The organism is Pseudomonas sp. Ps21-P2, from assembly GCF_039672565.1.
In the GTDB taxonomy this organism is placed as follows: domain Bacteria; phylum Pseudomonadota; class Gammaproteobacteria; order Pseudomonadales; family Pseudomonadaceae; genus Aquipseudomonas.
Genome location: NZ_JBDFPL010000008.1, coordinates 302,697 through 323,787 on the forward strand (window position 1 = coordinate 302,697; position 21,091 = coordinate 323,787).

Here is a 21,091-nt window from a genome sequence, read left to right on the forward strand (position 1 = left end):
TTGCCCTGATATTTAGGCAGACAACCGTTCGGTCAGCTGCAGGATTTCTTTGATTTCGCCCGGACTGAATACTCCACGGATGCCCTGTGGGTGAATGACCGTGAAGGGGGTGTTGATCAGGTCTTTCTTATCTACCTTTTCGCGCTCGATGATGAAGTTCTTCAGCAGGTTGAGGAACTCCATCTGCCGGCTGCTGAGCGTGGTGTGGGCGCGGATGAATTGGGCGAAGGCCGCGCTCACCTCGTCCGGGAAGCTCCTGAGCACTTCTATGCCCAGGATATGGCGGATGAACTGGATAAAGCTCGCCTTACGGTTTCTATAGACTTGGCGCAGTAGGTTTTCGGTGATATGCGGATGCTCTTCGTGGAGTATATCGGCTAGCTCACAGGACTCATCTGCACTCACTACTTCACCGTTCTTGATTTTCTGCAGCACAGGGTTGCGCTCGGTCAGTTCCGCAATCAGGCTTTCTACCATTTCACGGTAGCGGGTGATGCTCACGGCCTCGTGCTGCGGGCCGAATTCCACCCACTCCTTCTTGTGCAGTTCATCAGCCAGGTCGAGGTGGGTTTGCTCCTGGCCAGTGCTCTGTTCTCGAAATTTCATCAGCGGGCCGAGTTTGGCGACCATATTGTCGAAGGCGTCTTCATCGGCATTGGCCCAGTAGTAGATGGTCTGCGCGGTGCGGATCAGGTTTTCTTCCTGCTTCACGAAACTGACCGAGAGTGGCAGCTCGCTGATCTGTTCGACGATGCCCTCTTTGAGGATTTCCGCTTGCTCCTTGTCTTCGTTCAGTATGGCCAGCGAATATTCGAGCAGGTCGCGCTCGAAACGCATGGCCTTGAAGTCGGCCTCGGAGACGGTGCGGAACAGCGGCTTAATTTCTGCGCGCAGGAATTCTAGCCGGTCGTGGCTGAGGCTGATCCAGAAGTTGTCGTCGTCTAACCTTGCCAGGGCAGCGGCGGCCTCCTTGATCACCACGGATTCCTTGGGCAGCGCAGTAATTTGCAGGCGGAGCTTGGTGATTTCACGACTGGCAATGTCGACATGGCCGCTGTCGTTGGCCTTCTCGATCTTATCGAGCCGCAGACCCACCAGCCGCACGGGCAGCGACAACTGCGGCTTGAGTACTTTGCCCTTGGGATTGAGCTTGAAGTACTCGAAGTTGTCCCAGCAGTCGAGGATCAGGAACGCATCTTTCTCAAGGCACCAGGGCTTGGGCTTGCTGGTTTCCAGCAAGCGAGTGCCGCGCCCGACCATCTGCCAAAACTTGGTGTAAGAATAAACTGGTTTGGCGAACACGAGGTTCACGATTTCGCGCACATCAATGCCGGTGTCGAGCATGTCCACGCTGATGGCGATGCGTGGCATGTCGTTGTTGGTGAACTGGTCGAGCAGACCGCTTTTGCCGTAGACGCGCGGATCGTCCGACACCAGCACCTTGGCCAACTCGCCGTGGTGCTGTGGGTAGAGCTTGTCAAAGATTTCTTCCATACGCCGGGCGTGCGCCTTAGTGGCGCAAAAGAAAATGGTCTTGCCTGGCAGCACGCCGTTGGCGTCCTTGATGGATTCTTCCATGAACTCGCGGACGATCAGGGTGTTGGTGCCCTTATTGATTACTTGCTTTTCGAGCTGGGTGCCTTCGAAATTTATGTCTTCAACCTCTTTGCCCTGCAACATCAGCTTTTTCTGGTCTTCCAACGAAATGGTGCGCTTGCTAATGCCCTCCATCTGAAACTTGGTCTGGATCTTCATGACCTGGAAATTGGTGAGGTAAGGCGGTAGGTTGTTCACAGCTTCTTCGAAGGTGTAGGCGAAGGTCGGGAGGCCGTCGTCACAATGAAAGAGCTTAAATGTGTTGTGATCAATGATATCGGTTGGCGTAGCCGTCAAACCCAAGGTGATGGTTTTGAAATAGTCGAGTACTTCGCCGAAGGTGTTGTAAATGGAGCGATGGCTTTCATCGACGACGATGAAATCGAAGAAGTGTGGCGACAGGTGTTGCGCCTCATCCCGAATGATGTTGAGCATTGTGGGATAGGTGGCAACGTAAATGCGACGGTCCGTGGCAATCAGCTTTTCGCCCATATTGGGCCAGCGCGGCTCGTTGGGCATGTGTTCCTTGAAGGCCGCCAGTGCCTGCTCGCGCAGGGCAATACGGTCGACTAGAAACAACACCTTTTCGGCGTGGTCCGCGCGCATCAGCGCATCGACCATGGCGATGCAGGTGCGGGTTTTTCCGGTGCCAGTAGCCATCACCAGCAGAAAGTCGCGCTTTTTCTGCTCGATGCCTTCGAGTACTGAACGGATGGCGCGGATCTGATAATCACGACCTGCAATCGAAGTGTTGATGAACTCTTGCGTCAGCGGCTTGCGATTGCGGCGAATATAGGCGAAGCGCTCCAAATCGTCGCGCGTGGGAAAGCCGATTACCTTGCGCGGCGGGGCGTTTTCCAGATCCCAAAAGTAGATATCGTGACCGTTAGTGTAGAAACAGAAAGGCAGTTCGCCGCTCAGCTGCTTTTGAATGTTGTAGCAATATTGCTTGGCCTGCTCGCGGCCTATAGCGGCGTCTCGGCTGGTCTTCTTGGCCTCAATGACGGCCAGCGGCTTGCGGTCCTTGCTCAACAAAACGTAGTCACCGAACTGATGAGCTTCGTAAGTCGTGCTTGGTTCAGCCGCACCTTCAGGCAAGCCGATCAAGATATCGAACTCTTCAACTACCTGTGTAGGGTCTTTGACGTTCCAACCAGATCGCGCAAGCTGCTGGTCTACAAGCTCTGATCTTGTTTGCGCTTCGGATTGAAACATTCTTTATCGCCTCTTCCAATGTAGCGATTTTGAGATCAGCCCGTCTGAGGATGCACCGCCCAGAGCTACAGATTTCCGCAAGGGTATCTGGAGGGTGTCTATTCGGATTGGGCGCTCATCTATGTCATAGGTACGTCTGCCCGTACAGATCGAGCGATGCTACCCCCGCAACGGCCAGTTGCTGATTCTAACGTAATCGGGTGAAATTGATCGAAGTTTGAGCAAGTTAGCCGTGCCTCTCTACAGAGCAATGTCACCCCTGTCTCAGTACCCTTTTCTTGCACAAGCATCTCAGTGTTGCGCCGGAGGTGGATGGTGCACCCGCTTGCAGACATAAGCCTCATGCGTTTTTTTGGGTAGCTCGCCCAGATGGTGGTTTGTAATGGCGTTAGATACGCTGACTAACCCTTACCGCGAGCTATGGATGCCATCTTTGAAGCTGGTATGCACATAGCTAGCAATGTCCGCACATGCCGGAGTTGAGACTACAACGGTGTACCAGTGAACTGCCTAAGAGGAGGGATTGCCGATGGCGTAATCTATGCGGGCCTCGTCGATCTATGCGGGGTCTAGCCCGCGCTTTGCTGGCGAATTTTTTGATACCAATGCCGACGAGCTATGGGTGCCTGATATCAAGGCGTGTGCGCCAGGCGATAAGTGGCAGGTCTTCAGGGATGTAATGTTTGTCGAGCCCAACGGTGCCGCCTTCATCTTCGGAGTCGAGCACGAGGATGGCCGGCCACACGGCGTCAAAGTGGGGCTGGCTGAAGGACAGCAGCTTTTCATCGATTTCTTGCGAGAGCAAAACGAAATTAGCGACCTGGCGATAGGTGCTCTCAGGGCTATTTTTCATGGCTCAGAGCACGCTAGCAAGCGAGTGCCCCGGCGGTATACACGATCCATCGACAGCATCTTACAGAACTTGCTTAATGCTATCGAAATCGCGAAGGTGAATACGTGTGTGAAAAGTTCGAAGGTGAGGATAGGTTTCTCGAGAGCGCCCACGCTACGCTGCCTTTTGACGAGCTGCACCGTTAGTTCGTAGCCGGAGACGGTTCTTGTCCCAAGGGGGTTATCAGACATGCGTCAATCACTAATTGACTCCATAGGTCGTGAAAGCGCCCTGAAACTGATGGGCGATGCCGTGTTGCAAGCCATTGAGGAAAGCGGTTCCTCTGGCGTTCTTCGTAAAGCCAAAACGGACCAATTGATTGATGGCCCCCTATGCGTGGTCGAGGATGACCGCCAGGTTCCTCTGGTTGCCGATCCATCGCCAGTATCTCGATCACTGAGCAAACAGGTTCCTATTGCATGATTAATCTAGCCCTGCTTTGGCAGCTATCGCTGAGCTTGAGGTTTTGGATTCAGACAGTCGCTACTTGGGCTTATGAGTCTCAAAAGACATAGGTTCAGCCGTCGCTGGAGTAGGTCTACGTGTCCCAAGCTCCGTCAAAGTATCTACCCCATTTGCCTGCAAAATTGACTGAAGAGTCGTGCGTGTGACGAATGCGGGTAAGGACGCGCTGACATGGTTCTGCTCGTCAGTGAACTGCGGTTCTGCTGGAGAGGTGGGCTTCATTCTTCTGCTCATGTGCCTGTCGTGGGTAAGACCGCCGCAGTCAAGATGCGACGGTGCCAGTGAAGCCTAATCCTGCGGTGGACTCTTGTTAACGAAGTCCGAAATTTCATCCGAGCCCATGCTCAAACTATTACCCTCAAACAAAGAGTTGTCGCCAGCTTGCGACTTCTTGCTGCTTTCATCAATTGCTGTTGCTAACCTTCCCCCCGCCGTACCCGCAATCGCGGCACTGGCCTGGCTACTCACGTTGTGACCCACACGATCGGCAATAATCAATCCTGCTTGAGCCGCCAGTCTTCCCGCAGTCGCCACTTTCGATGCGTAGCCAGATTCCTGTCCACTGCCTGAGCCCATAGCATGAGCGAAAGCCGACGACCCTCCGGCGCTCGATGTTGGCTGATCACCAGCTGAATCACTCATGATGCTACCGGTATCGTTCGAGGTGCCTTCCATATTGGCCTGAGCTGACTTGAAAGCTGCGCTGAGGGCCGACGTGCCTCCTGCTAACTCATTGGCTCCCGCTAATGCCGCGCTACCCGCTGACGCTACTGCTGATGCCGCCATCGTGGCCGCCCCCAGCGCCGCGCCAGCACCGAAGCCGCCGATCCCAGAGGCTTGCCCACCTGTGCCGACGATACCCGCCAGCATGGGCGGGAGTTTGTTGACCAGCGTGAGCAATATCACGGAAGCCACAAGCAGAACGCAGAGGCTGTTCAAATCGGGCGTTCCAACCTCAAATGCCTTGTAGTACTGGTCTAGAAATGATTTACCTACGCCGATCAGAAACGTCATGGTGAAAAGCTGGATGCCTACGCCAAGCACGGTTTTATAGAAGTTGATTGCGATATCCGAGGTCCAGCGGCTGCCGCCAAAGCCTAAGAGGAAGATACCTGCGTAAGCGAGTAGCCATGCGGATACAAGCAACAGGAGCATATTGACCGCGATCAGCGCCAGTATCACCAGCACCACGATAGCGGCGGCAAGCATCAGCGCTGTGACTACTGGGTACATCACTGACGAGGATTCCCCGACCTTCGTGAGAATATTGAAACCGATGTCGATGATGCTCGATGGTGACAAGCCACTACCTAGCCCTGAGGCATCTGCACTGATGGTACGCATGGTGTCGATGATGGCTAAAGATATGGCGGGGCCATTGACGAGTAGCCACCAAAAGAATCCCAAAGTGCCAAAGAAGCGAACTGTTTCGGCAAAAAAAGCCTGTATATCAGCGTTCCTCAGTGCCATCAGGCCATAGGTCCAGGTCATGCTAATTAACGCTAGCCCCCAAAATAACCATGACGCTTTGGCAGTGATCTCGGATCGCCAGGTGACAGCAACCGTTGAAAAGCTATCGAGAATTTTGTTGAGCATGTTTCCGCTGTCCAAGCCGGCTGCCTGAGCGGTATGACTGAACGCCAATGTGATAAGTACTAGGTAGATGAGGGATAGTTTTTTCATGGATCACCATTTCCGGTCGGTGCTTTGAGTATTTCCATGCCCTAGGACGCAGCCTGCGTAATCGGTAGGACCGCTCTGCGGTAACTGCCGTCCGTTTGCACCAGGGCATTCGGTGCGCTTAGCGTCGTTCTTTGCATCGCAGCTGCTCATGAGTAGTACTGCGAGCGCTATGCCGAAGATGAGTCGAATAGGTAGGCGCATGTCTTCACCACTCCTTGTCGCTGCTTTTGCTGTTGCGACCCGCTAGCGCTTTATTACTAGCGGCAAGCCTTTGAGCGTCACGGTCAGCTTCAACTTGGGCGCTGGTGGCGAGAGCATTTTGCTGAGCTATTAGCAGGCTGCGAATTTGTAAGAGTTGGTTCGTCTGGGCGCTCGCCAACTGATTAGCCGATTGAATGGCCTGCATTTGGCCTGTGGCGCTGGTCGCCGAGCGCTGGAGGCGTGCAAGGGCGTCGGCATCTGCTTGCAGGGTTCCCTGTTGGTTCGAGACGCTGGCTAAAAGGGCGTCGTTTGCCTTTTTACGGGCGGTGGTGGCTTGGCTCTGTGCACTCGCGATTGTTTCGAGGTCTTGAGTCGTACAAGTGTCCACACCTATGCAGGGTGCTTCGCCGTAATGAGCTGAGTCCTGATAGCGCGAAAGGTACTGTTCTAGGCTCCCTGCTTGAGTTTTGTAATAGCTGAGTGTGTCCTGCGCCGCGAGCAGTTTGGAAATTGTCTGGTCCGCTTCGCTCCAGATGTAGGCCGCAGGCGCAGCAGTGTTCTGCAGCATGTTTTGATACTGCTGTAATTGGGTCGTGTATTGCTCAATCTGCTTGGTCACAGCTGCGACGTTTTGGATGGCACTGATGGTCGTCTGCGTTGTATTGGCAACGTCAATCACCGGAATGCCGGCGAGTGCGACATGGAAGGGCAGGGCAACGATCAGCCAAATAGTTCTTCGTATGCTTCTTGGCGTGTTCATTTGGACTCCAGAGGGAAAAGTGAAGTGCGGATTTTTTAGCCGCTAAAATTTCAGTGCCTGAACCAACCTAAGCATTTCGTCTTGGTTGGCTTCAATCCGCTTCAGAAGAGCTCGCACTACGCCGGGCGTCCAATCACTGCCGCAAACGGCTAGCTTGGGATCATCTGTTAGCCACAGCTTCAGCAATCCACCAAGTCTGCCTTGGTCTGCATTGACCTTCACGAGTTGCAGGACATATTCGGAGTCGAGCGTACTTTTTACTTCGTAACCTAGACTTAATCGCCTTAGATATTCCGCAACTGGCAGACTTACATGCGCTGCATTCTCTTTAATTTTTTGCTCCTCGCCAGGTAAGACGGGTACTCGAAGATGCTTCCCATATTTTCGGGTGTGTTCCTGCTGTTTGTTGGAGTTCATTTGTTAGTTTCCTTGTGGTGTCCCTAAAGTCGCGGTAGCGACCGGCCTCGCAGAGCAAGACAGCATTGAGTGCCGCAGGCGCGAATACGCGAGAGTGAAGTTAGCTAACCGACTTGTCGGTTGGCTAACTTCACCTATCTTGCCCCACAGTTCATCATCTTTTGTTTGATCTACACCTCTGGCTGAAGCTGAGCAAAAGCGTTCATTTATCGATTAATCGATAAATGATCGTCAAAAACACGAGGTTGTTCATGCGGATATCGCCTCAAAATAAGATTGTTCATTGAAACAACGGTGGAACAACGATGTTTCGACGGCCACTGGCTGCGTCGGCAGGTTACCGGTTTGGTTTCGTTATGAGTTTACGGACGTGCCTACGAAACGCTTGATAGTCAAACTTGATTACGCCTTCTTCGCTCAATGTTTCCCAGATTTTAAGCAATGAGTTTCCCTCTTTGAGAGCTTCTCTGATCTGAGCTTGATTGATAACTATCACGGCATGACGTGCTGATGGAGAATCTGGAATGGTGTTTTTGATGACGTATTCCGCAATTCTTTGGCTTAATGACTTCATGACTCCCTCCTAAGCGTTTGGGTTGTCTTGGTTTGAAGTGCGCCCCTCATCTGTCATACAACACTCGTCTAATGGGTGGGAGTTGCTCCTAATTCGCTTTAGCTTACCCAGGTGCTCTAATCCTACGCTGGATGGCTCGCTGCGCTTGACACTTGAGGGGCCGTCTTTGGTTGACGTTTGGGAAAGGGCAGCGCCCCTGATTGCGTGGTCTGGTGGAACTGACGGTGGCGTCACCGGCTTAAAGTTATAAGCCCCTTCCTGGTAGCGTTTAATCACCCCGTGGAACCAACGCACAGCCGTTGTCTTGATTGCTCCTGATTTGATCGCAGCGGACAGATCGTCGAGCATCCGTTGGCGATCCGCTGGCTCAACCTGCTGCACGGCTCTCAAAATTTGGTCTCTCGTCTCGGTGAGCAATGGAGCGGCGATGCGCAGGTCGTGGACAGCGGTTGCCGTTTGCTGAGCTCCAGGTGTAGTAGTCTTTTTATTTTTGAGTTTTTTTGTATTGTTAGTATTTATTAGCTTCTCTTTTTCCGAAGCTGAGATTTCCATAGGTGGATTTTCCATATATGGTTTTTCTTGGCTTGGATGTTGTACCTCACGGCCTTCTGGTAGGTCGGTTAGGTGCCATTCGTAGCCCGAAAATTTACGGCCGGCACCGTATTTTCTTTTAGATTTCAAATACCCCGACTCTTCAAGCTCTTTTATTGCAGACCGGATCGCTGAAATTCCTGTTCGGTGATGTTTCGCTAGTCCCTCCACGCTTAGCTGCCAGTTCGGTGGTAGTGATAGGAGCGCGGTGATCAGCCCTTTTGCTTTCAAGCTCAGTTGCGGGTCGCTGATGATATGGTTGGGGATTTTCGTAAAGCTCCTAGATGAAGCTTTCCTATCCACTATCAGAGAAGTCGGCATGTCTCTAACCTTGGTCGATGACTTTGGCAATGTCGGCGGTTCGGAAATAAATGCGCCGTCCGATTTTTACTTTGCACGGCAATAGCATTCTCGAAACCTCATTGTCTCCACCAAGACTTAGACGTAGGCCGTCTTTGCTTCGCAGCAGGATTTCTGCGAGTTGATCTATGGACAGCAAGGGGGCTCCGTCGTATCTCGCAAGCAACGCTTCTTCAGTAGTCATAGTTTTGCTCAGTTGTTTGGTTTCCGAATAATCCTAAGTAAGTTTTGCGGAGTTTTAAAGGTTATTTTTAAGTTTTGTAAGGTTTCTTAAAAATTTCTAATGTTTTCAATGGTTCTATTTTTAAATGTTCGTTATATCGGTTGGTTTTCTTTGGTATTTCCTCTTGGGATTTTTTGCAAGGCTTGCTGTACGGCCCTGTCCTCAGAGATCGATGAAGGAATTTTAGCCGCTAAAATCTTTAAAGTTTTCGCTATATCTAAAGCACGCTTTGCAATGAGCCGGAAGTTACAGAGGTTTAGCTAAAGTTTCTCGCTTCGGCTTTTTGATTTTGTCTATTCTCTTAACAAGATCTTCAGCTCGTAAGTGTGTATAGCGCTTTAGCATCTGCATTGATTTATGCCCGCTGATTGCAGATACCTCCTGATCGGAAAGTCCACCTTCGACCAATCTGCTCACCGCCTCATGTCTTAGATCGTGGAACCTGAAATCAGGCAGCTCCAGTTTTTTTACGAGTGTTCTCCATATTTTGGTGAACGTGTAAGGCCGCCGTTTGTTGTCCTTGCCAGGCTCTCCAAAGAACACCAGGTTGCAGTCAATTGGTCGTGTGGGATTCGCGATTGCTGTCTTGAAAAGCTCCGCAGCACGTTTGCTAAGCGGTACGATTCTGTGAGAATCGTTCTTGGTGTCTGTCAGCTTCACAATACGTCGTTCTATATCAACCTGCGGTCGCCGGAGTGACGCTATCTCCGTTGAGCGCATACCGGTCTCCAGAGCGATACCAACGATCCAGCCGAGCATGGGGTTGCTATGGTTATTGACGGCGGCAAGCAACCGGCGCTCTTCGTTGGGCGACAGACGACGATTGCGGCCTTCCCCTGGGCTTGGCTTGCGAATGTTCAGTACCGGGTTGAACGTTAGACCTAAACCCCATTCCTGAATCGCTACGGTGTACAAGTGACTCAATAGGGCCAGTTCGAGTCGCACGGTATTGTTGCTGATGGTCCCACCACGACTGGGCTCGTTCAGGCGCTTGTCGCGGTAGCCTGCGATGATTTCAGCGGATAGGGCAGCTAGTGAATATTTGCCCAGGTGCTCGATGAGCTTCTTGGCTTTCGAGGTTTCGCCACGCTGAGTAGTGGGCTTCTTGGTGGGGGTGATGTCGCTCAAGTAACGCTTGAGGGCTGCCTCCAGCGTCATGCGCTCGGAGCCGGTGCGCTGGATATACACACCCCTCACCATTTCGTCTTCGGTGCGACGCGACCAGTCCTCCGCATCGCGTTTGGTGCGGAAGGTTTTCGCCACTGTTGGCCAGCCGGTTTTGCGGATCAAAGCCTTCCAAGTGCCGGAAGGGGTTTTGACTAGTGTTGCCATCTGAGAGGACTCCAAAGGTGTACTGGCGCACCAGCACTGTACCGATTTTGTACCTTTGGACCATAGGACTGTATTTGTGCAGAACCACCCAGAAACGCGAAAGCCGCGCAGTGCGCGGCTTTGAGTATGGTGGGCCCACACGGACTCGAACCGTGGACCAAGGGATTATGAGTCCCCTGCTCTAACCAACTGAGCTATAGGCCCTCAGTAGGCCGCGGATTATAACGACGGTTTACGCGCTGTGCTATCCGAAACGTCTGAAACGGTTGTACGAAGAAATGTCGTGCAGAATTCCTCCGCGCGCAGGGGGAGGCTGACGAGGTAGCCCTGGATTTGTTCGCAGCCCTCGTCCGCCAGGAATTGCTGCTGTTCGAGGGTTTCGACGCCTTCTGCGATGACTGTCAGCTGCATGCTGCGGCCCAGCGCAATGATGGCGCGGACAATCGCTGCATCGTGGGGGTCATCAGGCAAACCGCGCACGAACGATTGGTCGATCTTGAGGATGTCCAGCGGCAGGCGCTTGAGGTAACTGAGCGAAGAGTAGCCGGTGCCGAAGTCGTCGATCGCCAGCTGTACACCGAGTGTTTTCAGGCGATGCAGGACTGAAAGCGCTTCCTCGGTCTGCGACATGATGAAGTTCTCGGTGATCTCCAGTTGCAGACACCCTGGCTGCAGCTCGTGCTGGAGCAGCAGTCGTTCGATCTTGTTGACGAGATCGGTCTGACGTAACTGGGCGCCGGCAAGGTTCACTGACAACGGGCCGGACATGTCGTAGCACTGGTTCCACGCATGCAATTGCTGGCAGGCCGTATCGAGCACCCATTCCCCGATCTGCAGGATCATGCCGTTTTCTTCTGCCAGCGGGATGAACCGCTCAGGTGGGACATCGCCGAACGTGGGGTGAAACCAGCGTATCAGCGCTTCGGCGCCGACCAGTCGGTGTGTCAGCAGGCTGATCTTGGGCTGGTAGGACAGGGTTAACTCGTTACGCTCGATGGCGCGCCGCAGTTCGTGCTCCAGGGCGACTCGCTCGCTGGCCTGAGCGGTCAGATCGCGTGTGTAGTGCTCGACGCGGTTACGACCTTTGGCCTTCGAACGATACATCGCCGCGTCGGCGTTCTTGATCAGCGTGGCGACGTCCGCGCCGTCTGTGGGAAACAGCGCGCTGCCAATGCTGGTGCTCATGAAGAACTCGTGTTCGCCCGCTTGAAACGGCGCTGAAAAGCTGTTGAGCAGCTTGGTGGCGACTACTTCGGCGTCAGTCGGATTTTGCAGGCCCGGCAACAGGATAATGAACTCGTCGCCTCCGAGTCGCGCGACGGTGTCGATGTCACGCAGGTTCTCCTTCAGGCGCACCGCAATGCTTTTCAGCAGCAGATCGCCGACCGGGTGACCGAGGCTGTCATTGATGTGCTTGAAGCGATCCAGGTCGAGGAACAACACCGCGCCGAGGCTGTAAGCCGCTCTTGAGTGAATCAGCGCGGCGTGCAGTCGGCTTTCGAACAGTGTCCGGTTTGGCAGGCCGGTCAGCGGGTCGTGGTGCGCCTGATAATCCAGCCGTGCCTGGGCCTGTTTCAGGCTGGAAATATCAGCGAACACCGCGACGAAATGGGTGATGAATTTATCGCGATTGCGCACGGCACTGATGGTCAGCCAGCTCGGGTAGATCTCACCATTTTTTCGCCGGTTGCTGATCTCGCCCTGCCAGTGACCTTCGGCCGTCAGTTGGTACCACATGGCGGCGTAGAACGCGCTGTCGTGGAATCCGGACGCCAGGAGACGCGGTGTCTCGCCGAGGGCTTCCTGTTCGCTGTAGCCGGTGATCTCGCTGAAGGCGCGGTTGACGGCATTGATCCGCTGTCGGGTGTCGGTGATCAACACACCCTCCGCCGTGCTCTCGAATACCGTCGCGGCCAGTTGCAGTTTCTCCTGCATCTGGTGGCGGTCGGTGATGTCGCGCGCGATGGTGAGCATGCAATCCTCACCGGCAATCGGCAGCGGTCGCGCGGAAATCTCGCACAGGCGGATCTGACCATCCCTTCGACGAATGTGGCTGGTGAAGTCCTTCACAAAGCCGTCGCGGTTCAATTGCTCAAGCAGTTGCTGTCGCTCGTTCAGGTCTACCCAGATGCCCAGGTCGAGGGTGGTACGGTCTACGGACAGCGAGCTGTGATAACCGGTGATCCGGCTGAAACCGTCGTTAACCTCCACCAGCAACCCGTCGTTTTGCCGTGTAATCAGCAGTCCGTCTGGCGAAGAATGGAAGGCCTTGGCAAATTTCTCTTCGGACATTTGCAGCTGTTGCTGGGCTTCCTTGAGCGGCGTGATGTCCCTCACCACCAGAACCACTGCGGCCGTGGAGTCCAGATCAAAGGGCTCGGCTGACAGAAGCCCGGTGAACAGGCGGCCATCACTGCGCCGAAACGGCATTTCCAGATTGCGTATGCTGCCCCTTTGAAGGCGTTGCAGCAGACTGTGGCCGATGTCGGGAATGCCCCAGATATTCAGCTCGGAGGGCACGCGTCCTACAACGTCGGCCGGGCTGACGCCAATTTGCTCGGCAAATGCCGGATTGGCCTCCAGAAAACAGCCATCGGAAAGGCGCGCGATCACCAGCATGTCAGGGCATTGCGCGAACACCGAGGCGAACTTCCCTTCCGACAGGCGCAGCGCTTCTTCGGTCTGCTTGGCTTCGCTGATGTCGATCATCAGCCCGCGCATCACGGGCTCTCGGCCACAGCCGATCATGCTCACGATATCGCGAATCCAGACCACCCTGCCGTCGGCGCTCAGGACTCGGTAATCGACGCTGTGATCATTGCCTTCCGCCACCTCACGGTCGCAGTAGGCTTGGGCGTAGTCGATGTCCTCGGGATGAACGATGCTGCGCCAGAATCCGGGCCTTCGCCATTGGTGCAGCGGATACCCCAGCAATTCCTGCGCATGGGGCGAGACGTAGTTGTAGGAGTAGTCGTGAGTGTTGGCTTCCCATGCGATGGCCGAAAGGCTCTCGATCATCCCGCGATAGTGGTACTCGCTGCTGCGCAGCTCTTGTTCCAGCGCGATCCGGCGGGAAATTTCCGAGCTGAGGCGACGGTTGACCCGCACCACAATGGCCAGCACCGTTGTCAGCACCAGCAGCCCGGGCAGTCCGATCAGCAAGAACTCGTGCCAGAGCTTGCTGCGTTCGCTGGCATGGATACCTGCCGGCAATGCGGCTGACGAATCCGTCAGGTCGTTGTGTCGTTCTGATGGGCGCGCCTGATTGACACCGACAAATCGGTCGCTGAGCAGGGGAGTGGATAAGTTTTGGTTTATATCGACTGGATTTCTGGATTGGGCGTCTTCGGTGGACTGTAACCCTTGCCGCATCGCTTGCCCTTCATCTTCGTTGTGAAGCAATGCCTGGGCGGAGACTGCAGAGGGGGTAAGCAAGCATAAGAGAGCAATGGCCGGCATCCAAATCATGGCAGCCTCGGTGATTCATTGGTAAGAATCAAACGAGTGTAGCCGGGCTGGACAACAGTGGCACTGTGCCGAAAATTTATTCCTTAAAACGCAAAACCCCCAGCAATGCCGGGGGTTTTGGTATGACGCGTCGCTTACTCGTCGAGGAACGAACGCAGGTGTTCGCTTCGCGTCGGGTGACGCAGCTTGCGCAACGCCTTGGCTTCGATCTGACGGATACGCTCACGGGTTACATCGAACTGCTTACCGACTTCCTCAAGGGTGTGGTCAGTATTCATGTCGATACCGAAACGCATACGCAGAACCTTGGCTTCACGGGCGGTGAGGCCCGACAGCACTTCGCGCGTCGCTTCTTTCAAGCTCTCTACCGTGGCGACATCGATTGGCGACTGCATAGTCGAATCTTCGATGAAGTCACCCAGGTGGGAATCTTCGTCGTCACCGATCGGCGTTTCCATGGAGATCGGCTCTTTCGCGATCTTCAACACCTTGCGGATCTTGTCCTCAGGCATTTCCATGCGTTCGCCCAGCTCTTCCGGCGTCGGTTCGCGACCCATTTCCTGCAACATCTGACGGGAAATGCGGTTGAGCTTGTTGATCGTCTCGATCATGTGCACCGGAATACGAATGGTGCGTGCCTGGTCAGCGATCGAGCGAGTGATCGCCTGACGAATCCACCAGGTGGCGTACGTCGAGAACTTGTAACCACGACGGTATTCGAACTTGTCCACCGCCTTCATCAAACCGATGTTGCCTTCCTGGATCAGATCGAGGAATTGCAGGCCACGGTTGGTGTACTTCTTGGCGATCGAGATCACCAGACGCAGGTTGGCTTCAACCATTTCTTTCTTCGCGCGGCGGGCCTTGGCCTCACCGATCGACATCCGACGGTTGATGTCCTTGATTTCCAGGATGGTCAGGCCGGTTTCTTCTTCCAGCGCGGTCAGCTTTTGCTGGCAACGCTGAATGTCGGCCTGAAGACGACCAATGGCTTCAGCGTATTTGCTTTTGCCTTTGGCCAGCCCATCGGTCCAGCTCTGGTCAACTTCGTTGCCCGGGAACTGGCGCAGGAAGTCGGCGCGCGGCATGCGTGCATCACGAACACACAGCTGCATGATGGCGCGTTCCTGGGCACGCAGACGCTCAAGGGCACCGCGGACGCGCTCAACCAGACCTTCAAACTGTTTCGGAACCAGCTTGATCGGCATGAACAGCTCGGCCAGAGCCAGCAGTTCAGCGTTGGCCTGCTTGCTGCCACGACCGTGCTTTTTCAACGCCTTGAGGGCGATTGCCATCTGGTCTGAAACGGCACCAAAGCGCTGGGCGGCGATGACTGGATCCGGGCCGCTTTCGACCTCGTCCTCTTCATCGTCGGTAGCGTCGTCCTCCTCGTCGTCAGCCCCTTCGACCTTCTCGGCCTTGGGATCTACCGGCGGCGGGACTTCGGCTGGCGGCGCTATGCCGTCATCCGGGTCGATATATCCGCTCAAAACGTCGGACAGGCGACCGCCTTCGGTGGTAACGCGAGTGTACTCGGAGAGAATGTGCTCAACCGTGCCAGGGAAGTGCGCGATGGCGCCCATCACTTCACGGATGCCTTCTTCGATACGCTTGGCGATTTCAATTTCGCCTTCACGTGTCAGAAGCTCGACGGTACCCATTTCGCGCATATACATGCGCACTGGGTCAGTCGTGCGACCGATGTCGGTCTCCACCGCAGCCAACGCAGCAGCGGCTTCTTCAGCGGCTGCCTCGTCGGTATCGGCGTCGGCCAACATAAGGGCGTCCGCATCCGGAGCACTCTCGTGTACGGGGATCCCCATGTCGTTGATCATGCGGATGATGTCTTCCACCTGCTCTGGATCTGAAATATCCTCAGGCAGGTGGTCGTTGACCTCTGCGTAAGTCAGATACTTCTGCTCACGACCCAGGGTGATCAACTCTTTGATACGAGACTGCTGTTGCGCTTTTCCGGACATAACACCCTATCCACTGAAGGTCTTGGCGGGCAAAAAACAAGCCGGGGATTATACCCGAGCTATGACCTCACACGCCAGTTGAGGTCGGGGTTTGTGCAGGAACTTTGCGATTTAACAGGTTGAGCAGCTGAACTTTTTCTTCCGCGCTCAGGCCTGACTGCCGTTCCTTCCTGATCAATTGCTCCAGATGTCGCTCGCGTTGGCGGGCAGACAAGCTAGTTATAGTGTCGAAAAACTGTTGTTCAAGGTTATCGGCCGAGATCAGCCATTCCTTTTCCGCCAGTTGACGCAGCAATCGTCCTTGATCGGTGCCATGCCAGCGGGCAATCAACTGCATCGTGCGCAGCTTCGGGTTTTTCTGTGTAGCGTCGATCAGGGCCACCAGAAGCTGTGAATACACATTCTCTTCATCGGCGAACGTACTGGCGTTGGCGACCTGCGCTGACAGTTCAGGGTGATGCAGCAACGTTCTGAGTGCTGTCAACGCCGGCGGCTCAACCGTCGCCGGTGTGCGTGGCCCGCGAGGTTCGAAATCAGGACGCTTGCCGTTCTTGTCCCATTTCTTGCCTTTGTCCCACGGCTTCTTGTCCCATTTCTTCTGCTGACCGCCCGGCGCGCTCGGTGTCCATTCCTGTTGCGCCTGATAATCGTGCTGCTGGTAATCGCCGTAATCGGGCACGGCGTCGTAATCAAAGCCCGGATCGTAGCTGGGCTGGGCTTCCGCCGGAGCAGACTGCATCAACTGGCTGACTGCAGCGGTGTCCAGTCCGGTGATCTCTTTCAGGCGTCGACGCATCAGCTCACGCAAATTCGCGCCCGGCACTTTTTCGATCAGTGGCGCGGCCAGCGTTACCATGTGTGCCTTGCCTTCCAGGGAGCGCGGGTCGGCCTCCTTGGTCAGTTGCTCGAAAAAATAGTCGGCCAGCGGCTGTGCGTGCTGGTTGATCCTGGCCTTGAATGCGTCGGTACCTTCGGCCCGCACCAGAGTGTCGGGATCTTCTCCTTCGGGCAGAAACAGAAACCTCGCGCGTCGGCCGTCTTGCAAACCGGGAATCGTCGCTTCCAGCGCACGCCAGGCGGCGTTTCGGCCAGCCTGGTCACCGTCAAAGCAGAACAACACGTTCGGTACCACGCGAAACAGCCGCTTCAAATGCTCTTCACTGGTCGCCGTACCCAGCGTCGCAACGGCATTGCGCAAGCCTTGTTGGGCCAGCGCAATAACGTCCATGTAGCCTTCGACGACGATAATCTCGTCCAGGTTACGGTTAAATTTGCGAGCTTCGAATAAACCGTATAACTCCTGACCCTTATGAAACACCGGGGTTTCAGGAGAGTTCAGGTATTTGGGCTTGTCGTCGCCCAGTACCCGCCCGCCAAATGCGATAACACGGCCGCGACTGTCGCGAATGGGGAACATCACCCGGTCGCGAAAGCGGTCGTAGCGTTTGCCGGTTTCGGCGTTTTCGATCAACAGGCCGGCATCGATCATCGCCTTCTGTTGAAGGGTGTCGCTGCTAAGGTGTTTGTAGAGGTTATCCCAGCCAGGAGGGGCGAAGCCGAGTCCGAAGTCCCGGGCAATCTCGCCTGACAGGCCACGGCCTTTCAGGTATTCCACCGCAGATTTTCGCGTTGGATGGCTCTTCAGCGCAGCGCGATAGTAGTCGGCGGCGGCTGTTAATAGGGGGTAGAGCGGCGAATCGGTAGGCTGCCTGGGCTTTTGCCCTTTGACGCCTTGTTCGCGTGGGACTTCCATCCCGGCGGCTTTGGCCAGGTCTTCGACGGCCTGGGGGAAATCCAGGTTGTCGTGGTCCATGATGAAGCCGAGGGCATTGCCACCCGCGCCACAGCCGAAGCAGTAATAGAACTGTTTGTCCGGGCTGACGCTGAACGACGGTGTCTTCTCTTTATGAAAAGGACAACAGGCGCTGAAGTTCTTGCCGGTCTTTTTTAATTGAACGCGTGAGCTGACAACATCGACGATGTCGGTGCGGTTCAGGAGGTCGTCAATAAAACCTTGGGGAATCAGTCCGGCCATGGCGTTCTCATCATCAGGCGCCCCGCCAGAAAGATCGTGGCGAATCCAAACCGTAACGACGGTTGCTTGGTCAGTGTAGACGGGTCAACGCGGCCTGAGTCAGGCTGGAAGAAATCGACGGGGTTTGTCTCGGTCGCATCTGCGGCGTCAACAGCCTCTGTCTTGTGTTGCTTGATCGGTGTTGCCTGAGGCTAAAACTGCAACTGCCGACAGCCCGGCTTTGAAGGCCGGGCAAGGCAGAAGCTTGCGTCAGACGTCTGTATTAATACAGACGAACGGCGCGGCGCTGTTCGCGCTGTACTTTCTTGGCGTGACGCTTAACAGCAGCTGCTGCTTTACGCTTACGCTCAGAAGTCGGCTTCTCGTAAAATTCGCGGCTACGAACTTCAGCCAGAACACCGGCTTTTTCGCAGGAGCGCTTGAAACGACGCAGAGCTACGTCGAAGGGTTCGTTCTCTTTAACTTTGACGGCTGGCATCCAGAGCTACCTTCATTCATTACCGGGGTCAACGCTTACTGCAACGCTTGCACTAAGTACGTCGGTTTTTAAGGGTTGCGGATGTTAACCCCTTGCTTCGCGGAATGCAAAGCCTCTGATCGAAAAGCACTGGTCGCAGGCATGAGCGGCGACTATTATGCGCGCCTTCGAATTCAGCCTCCACAAGGCGTACCCCATGCTAGTACTGGGAATGGAAACTTCCTGCGATGAGACCGGTGTCGCGCTGTACGACAGCGAACGCGGGTTGCTTGCCGATGCATTATTCAGCCAGATCGACCTGCACCGCGTCTACGGTGGCGTGGTCCCGGAGCTTGCCTCGCGTGACCACGTAAAACGCATGCTGCCCTTGATTCGTCAGGTGTTGGCCGAGGCGGACTGCGCCGTGACCGAGATCGATGCCATCGCTTATACCGCTGGCCCGGGACTGGTCGGGGCCCTGCTGGTAGGGGCTTCGTGCGCACAGGCTCTGGCATTTGCGTGGGACATCCCGGCGCTGGGTGTTCACCACATGGAAGGGCATCTGCTGGCGCCGATGCTGGAGGAAAATTCGCCTGAGTTTCCGTTCGTCGCTTTGTTGGTTTCCGGCGGCCATACGCAGCTGGTTCGCGTCGATGGCATTGGTCTTTACGAACTGCTGGGCGAGACCCTGGACGACGCCGCCGGCGAAGCTTTCGACAAAACCGCAAAGATGATGGGGCTGAACTACCCCGGTGGTCCGGAGATTTCCCGTCTGGCGCAATCCGGTGTGGCTGGGCGGTTTGTCTTTCCGCGTCCGATGACGGACCGCCCCGGGCTGGATTTCAGTTTCAGCGGCTTGAAAACCTTTTCGCTGAACACGTGGCAGCAGTGCCAAAGCGCCGGGGACGACAGCGAGCAAACCCGTTGCGACATCTCGCTGGCCTTCCAGCAGGCGGTGGTGGACACTTTGACCATCAAGTGCAAACGCGCGCTGAAGCAGACCGGGCTCAAACGTCTGGTCATTGCCGGGGGCGTGAGCGCGAACAAGGCGTTGCGCCTGTCGCTTGGGCAGATGCTCGATGGCCTGGGTGGCAATGTCTACTACGCGCGTCCTGAGTTCTGCACCGACAACGGCGCGATGATCGCCTTTGCCGGCTGCCAGCGTTTGCAGGCGGGGCAGAGGGAAAGTCTGAGCATTACGGTTCAGGCGCGCTGGCCGATGGAGCAGTTGCCCGGTCTTTGAGGGCAAATAGGTTCGAGCGCCTGATTGGGGATGTGAAAGGGGGCAGCGTCAGAAATGCCGTTCGCGCCCGGCAAACAGGTCGCGTAGATTGCCCCGATGGCGCCAGACGATGAGCAACGTCAATACGCTCATCGGCAGCAAAGCGTGGGGTTCCTGCCAGGCAAGCAGCGGAAGGGTGAGCGGCGTGGCAATCAGGGACGCCAACGAGCTGGTGCGAGTGAGGTAGAACGTCAGCAGCCAGGCGCCTATGGCGAGCAGGGCGGCTGGCGGATACAAGGCCAGCAACATGCCGGCGGCCGTGGCCACGCCCTTGCCGCCACGAAAACGGAAGTACAGCGGGAACAGATGCCCCAGCACTGCGCACAGTCCGATCCAGGCTTGCAGGCGTGGGTCGAGGTCCAATCCTCTGGCGATCAGCACCGGGATCATGCCTTTGCAGACGTCGCCAATCAGGGTCAGTACCGCGAGTTTCTTGCCGGCCAGGCGCAGCATGTTGGTGGCGCCGGCGTTGCCCGAGCCGCTGGCGCGAGGGTCCGGGCGACCGGTTATGCGGCTGATCAGGATGGCAAAGGACAGCGAGCCGAGCAGGTAGGCGAGGACCGCCAGTAACCAAAACATGCTAACCATTCCGGGCGAGGTTGCCTTGATTCTAACGGCGCATCGCGCCCTTGTCGTGCAGCGGAGAAACAGGCTTGGACAGAGTTTTCATTGAGGGTCTGGAGGTCGATACCGTCATCGGCGCGTACGACTGGGAGCGTGGCATTCGCCAGTGCCTGCGTCTGGACCTGAGTTTTGCCTGGGACAATCGGCCTGCAGCCGCAGGCGACGACCTGACCAAGGCGCTCGATTACGCCAGTGTGTCCGCACGAATTCAGACGTTCGCCGAAGCCTCTCAATTCCAGCTGGTCGAGACCTTTGCCGAGCGACTCGCCGAAGTGCTGATGAGCGAGTTCAACATTCCCTGGCTGCACCTCAAATTGACCAAGCCGGGAGCCGTGCCTGCGGCGAAGGGCGTTGGGGTGGAGATCGAGCGCGGATGTCGCTGACACGGATTTTTCTGGGACTGGGCAGCAACATCGAGCGGGAGCGCCATCTGTGCGCAGGCCTCGACGCCCTTGCCGGCTTTCTGACCGACATGACCTGCTCGCCCGTGTTCGAAAGTCATCCGGTGGGGATCAAGAGCGGGCCGTTTTTCAATCTGGTGGTGTCGGCGCTGACCGACCTGCCGCTGACTGAACTGGACCGCCGCCTCAAATTCATCGAAGCCGATAACGGGCGTTATGCCCCTGATCGAAAGGGGCTGCCGCTGGACATCGACGTCCTGCTGTATGGCGAAAAGGTCGGCAACTTCGACGGCCTGATTCTGCCTCGGGCCGAAATCCTCAAAAACGCGTTCGTGCTGTGGCCGCTGTCACTGATCGCGCCGCAACGCCTGCATCCAGAGGCCGGCGTGTCATTTGCCCAGCTTTGGGCCGATGCGAACATCGATCAGAAACTCTGGCCGGTTGCCTTTGAATGGCGCGGCGAGCAACTCACCCCGGCCACCCTGCTGGTTACGATGTAGCAGGCAGCCCGACCGAGCCGCAGCCAAGCCAGCGGC

Annotated in this window: 18 protein-coding genes and 1 tRNA gene; 4 read left to right on the forward strand and 15 right to left on the reverse strand. The window is 55.8% G+C overall.

Translation table 11 applies throughout. The annotated features are described in order from the left end of the window. Window positions 1–12: 12 nt before the first annotated feature. Both ABEH28_RS21190 and ABEH28_RS21195 read right to left on the reverse strand, forming a co-directional pair. Window positions 13–2,811 carry a DEAD/DEAH box helicase family protein gene (locus ABEH28_RS21190; protein ID WP_346630996.1) on the reverse strand — a complete coding sequence of 933 codons (2,799 nt, stop codon included), beginning with the start codon at window positions 2,809–2,811 and terminating at the stop codon, window positions 13–15. Between the two features lie 616 nt (window positions 2,812–3,427). Continuing rightward, entirely contained in the window at window positions 3,428–3,664 is a 237-nt protein-coding gene (locus tag ABEH28_RS21195; RefSeq protein ID WP_346630997.1) for a hypothetical protein, read from the reverse strand. A gap of 228 nt (window positions 3,665–3,892) precedes the next feature. Here ABEH28_RS21195 and ABEH28_RS21200 point away from each other — a divergent pair, with 228 nt between their 5' ends. Beyond that, entirely contained in the window at window positions 3,893–4,126 is a 234-nt protein-coding gene (locus ABEH28_RS21200) for a hypothetical protein (RefSeq protein WP_346630998.1), read from the forward strand. A gap of 330 nt (window positions 4,127–4,456) precedes the next feature. On the opposite strand, the gene trbL is transcribed toward ABEH28_RS21200, so the two are convergent. From trbL to rpsU, 12 genes are all read right to left on the reverse strand, one after another. Beyond that, the gene (gene trbL / locus ABEH28_RS21205) at window positions 4,457–5,851 is read right to left on the reverse strand and encodes a P-type conjugative transfer protein TrbL (RefSeq protein WP_346630999.1); all 1,395 of its coding nucleotides are present in this window, start codon (window positions 5,849–5,851) and stop codon (window positions 4,457–4,459) included. A gap of 205 nt (window positions 5,852–6,056) precedes the next feature. After that, the gene (trbJ, locus tag ABEH28_RS21210; RefSeq protein ID WP_346631000.1) at window positions 6,057–6,812 is read right to left on the reverse strand and encodes a P-type conjugative transfer protein TrbJ; all 756 of its coding nucleotides are present in this window, start codon (window positions 6,810–6,812) and stop codon (window positions 6,057–6,059) included. Window positions 6,813–6,854: 42 nt separating this feature from the next. After that, entirely contained in the window at window positions 6,855–7,229 is a 375-nt protein-coding gene (traJ, locus tag ABEH28_RS21215) for a conjugal transfer transcriptional regulator TraJ (RefSeq protein ID WP_346631001.1), read from the reverse strand. 337 nt (window positions 7,230–7,566) lie between these two features. After that, entirely contained in the window at window positions 7,567–7,803 is a 237-nt protein-coding gene (locus ABEH28_RS21220) for a TraK family protein (protein WP_346631002.1), read from the reverse strand. Window positions 7,804–7,812: 9 nt separating this feature from the next. Continuing rightward, entirely contained in the window at window positions 7,813–8,715 is a 903-nt protein-coding gene (locus tag ABEH28_RS21225) for a helix-turn-helix domain-containing protein (RefSeq protein WP_346631003.1), read from the reverse strand. Window positions 8,716–8,719: 4 nt separating this feature from the next. Beyond that, a complete protein-coding gene (locus ABEH28_RS21230; protein ID WP_346631004.1) occupies window positions 8,720–8,938 on the reverse strand; it encodes a DNA-binding protein in 219 nt (72 codons plus the stop codon). Between the two features lie 285 nt (window positions 8,939–9,223). Then, entirely contained in the window at window positions 9,224–10,309 is a 1,086-nt protein-coding gene (locus ABEH28_RS21235; RefSeq protein ID WP_346631005.1) for a site-specific integrase, read from the reverse strand. Between the two features lie 127 nt (window positions 10,310–10,436). Next, window positions 10,437–10,513: transfer RNA gene (locus tag ABEH28_RS21240), tRNA-Ile, on the reverse strand. Window positions 10,514–10,528: 15 nt separating this feature from the next. Beyond that, window positions 10,529–13,777 carry an EAL domain-containing protein gene (locus ABEH28_RS21245; RefSeq protein ID WP_346631006.1) on the reverse strand — a complete coding sequence of 1,083 codons (3,249 nt, stop codon included), beginning with the start codon at window positions 13,775–13,777 and terminating at the stop codon, window positions 10,529–10,531. 134 nt (window positions 13,778–13,911) lie between these two features. Next, entirely contained in the window at window positions 13,912–15,756 is a 1,845-nt protein-coding gene (gene rpoD / locus ABEH28_RS21250; protein ID WP_192173115.1) for an RNA polymerase sigma factor RpoD, read from the reverse strand. A 67-nt stretch (window positions 15,757–15,823) separates the two neighbouring features. Beyond that, a complete protein-coding gene (dnaG, locus tag ABEH28_RS21255; RefSeq protein ID WP_192173114.1) occupies window positions 15,824–17,791 on the reverse strand; it encodes a DNA primase in 1,968 nt (655 codons plus the stop codon). A gap of 262 nt (window positions 17,792–18,053) precedes the next feature. Then, complete coding sequence (gene rpsU, locus ABEH28_RS21260; RefSeq protein ID WP_002551877.1) at window positions 18,054–18,269, reverse strand: 30S ribosomal protein S21; 216 nt, start codon at window positions 18,267–18,269, stop codon at window positions 18,054–18,056. Window positions 18,270–18,465: 196 nt separating this feature from the next. Here rpsU and tsaD point away from each other — a divergent pair, with 196 nt between their 5' ends. Further along, window positions 18,466–19,491: a tRNA (adenosine(37)-N6)-threonylcarbamoyltransferase complex transferase subunit TsaD gene (gene tsaD, locus ABEH28_RS21265; RefSeq protein WP_346631007.1), complete on the forward strand. Its 1,026-nt coding sequence runs from the start codon at window positions 18,466–18,468 to the stop codon at window positions 19,489–19,491. A 48-nt stretch (window positions 19,492–19,539) separates the two neighbouring features. Here the strand turns inward: tsaD and plsY are convergent, their stop codons facing one another. Then, entirely contained in the window at window positions 19,540–20,109 is a 570-nt protein-coding gene (gene plsY, locus ABEH28_RS21270) for a glycerol-3-phosphate 1-O-acyltransferase PlsY (protein WP_074886952.1), read from the reverse strand. A 74-nt stretch (window positions 20,110–20,183) separates the two neighbouring features. Here plsY and folB point away from each other — a divergent pair, with 74 nt between their 5' ends. Together folB and folK are read left to right on the forward strand one after the other, a co-directional pair. Next, the gene (folB, locus tag ABEH28_RS21275; protein ID WP_346627151.1) at window positions 20,184–20,537 is read left to right on the forward strand and encodes a dihydroneopterin aldolase; all 354 of its coding nucleotides are present in this window, start codon (window positions 20,184–20,186) and stop codon (window positions 20,535–20,537) included. Next, a complete protein-coding gene (gene folK / locus ABEH28_RS21280; RefSeq protein WP_346631008.1) occupies window positions 20,528–21,055 on the forward strand; it encodes a 2-amino-4-hydroxy-6-hydroxymethyldihydropteridine diphosphokinase in 528 nt (175 codons plus the stop codon). Before folB ends, folK begins: the two co-directional genes overlap by 10 nt. Window positions 21,056–21,091 lie beyond the last annotated feature (36 nt).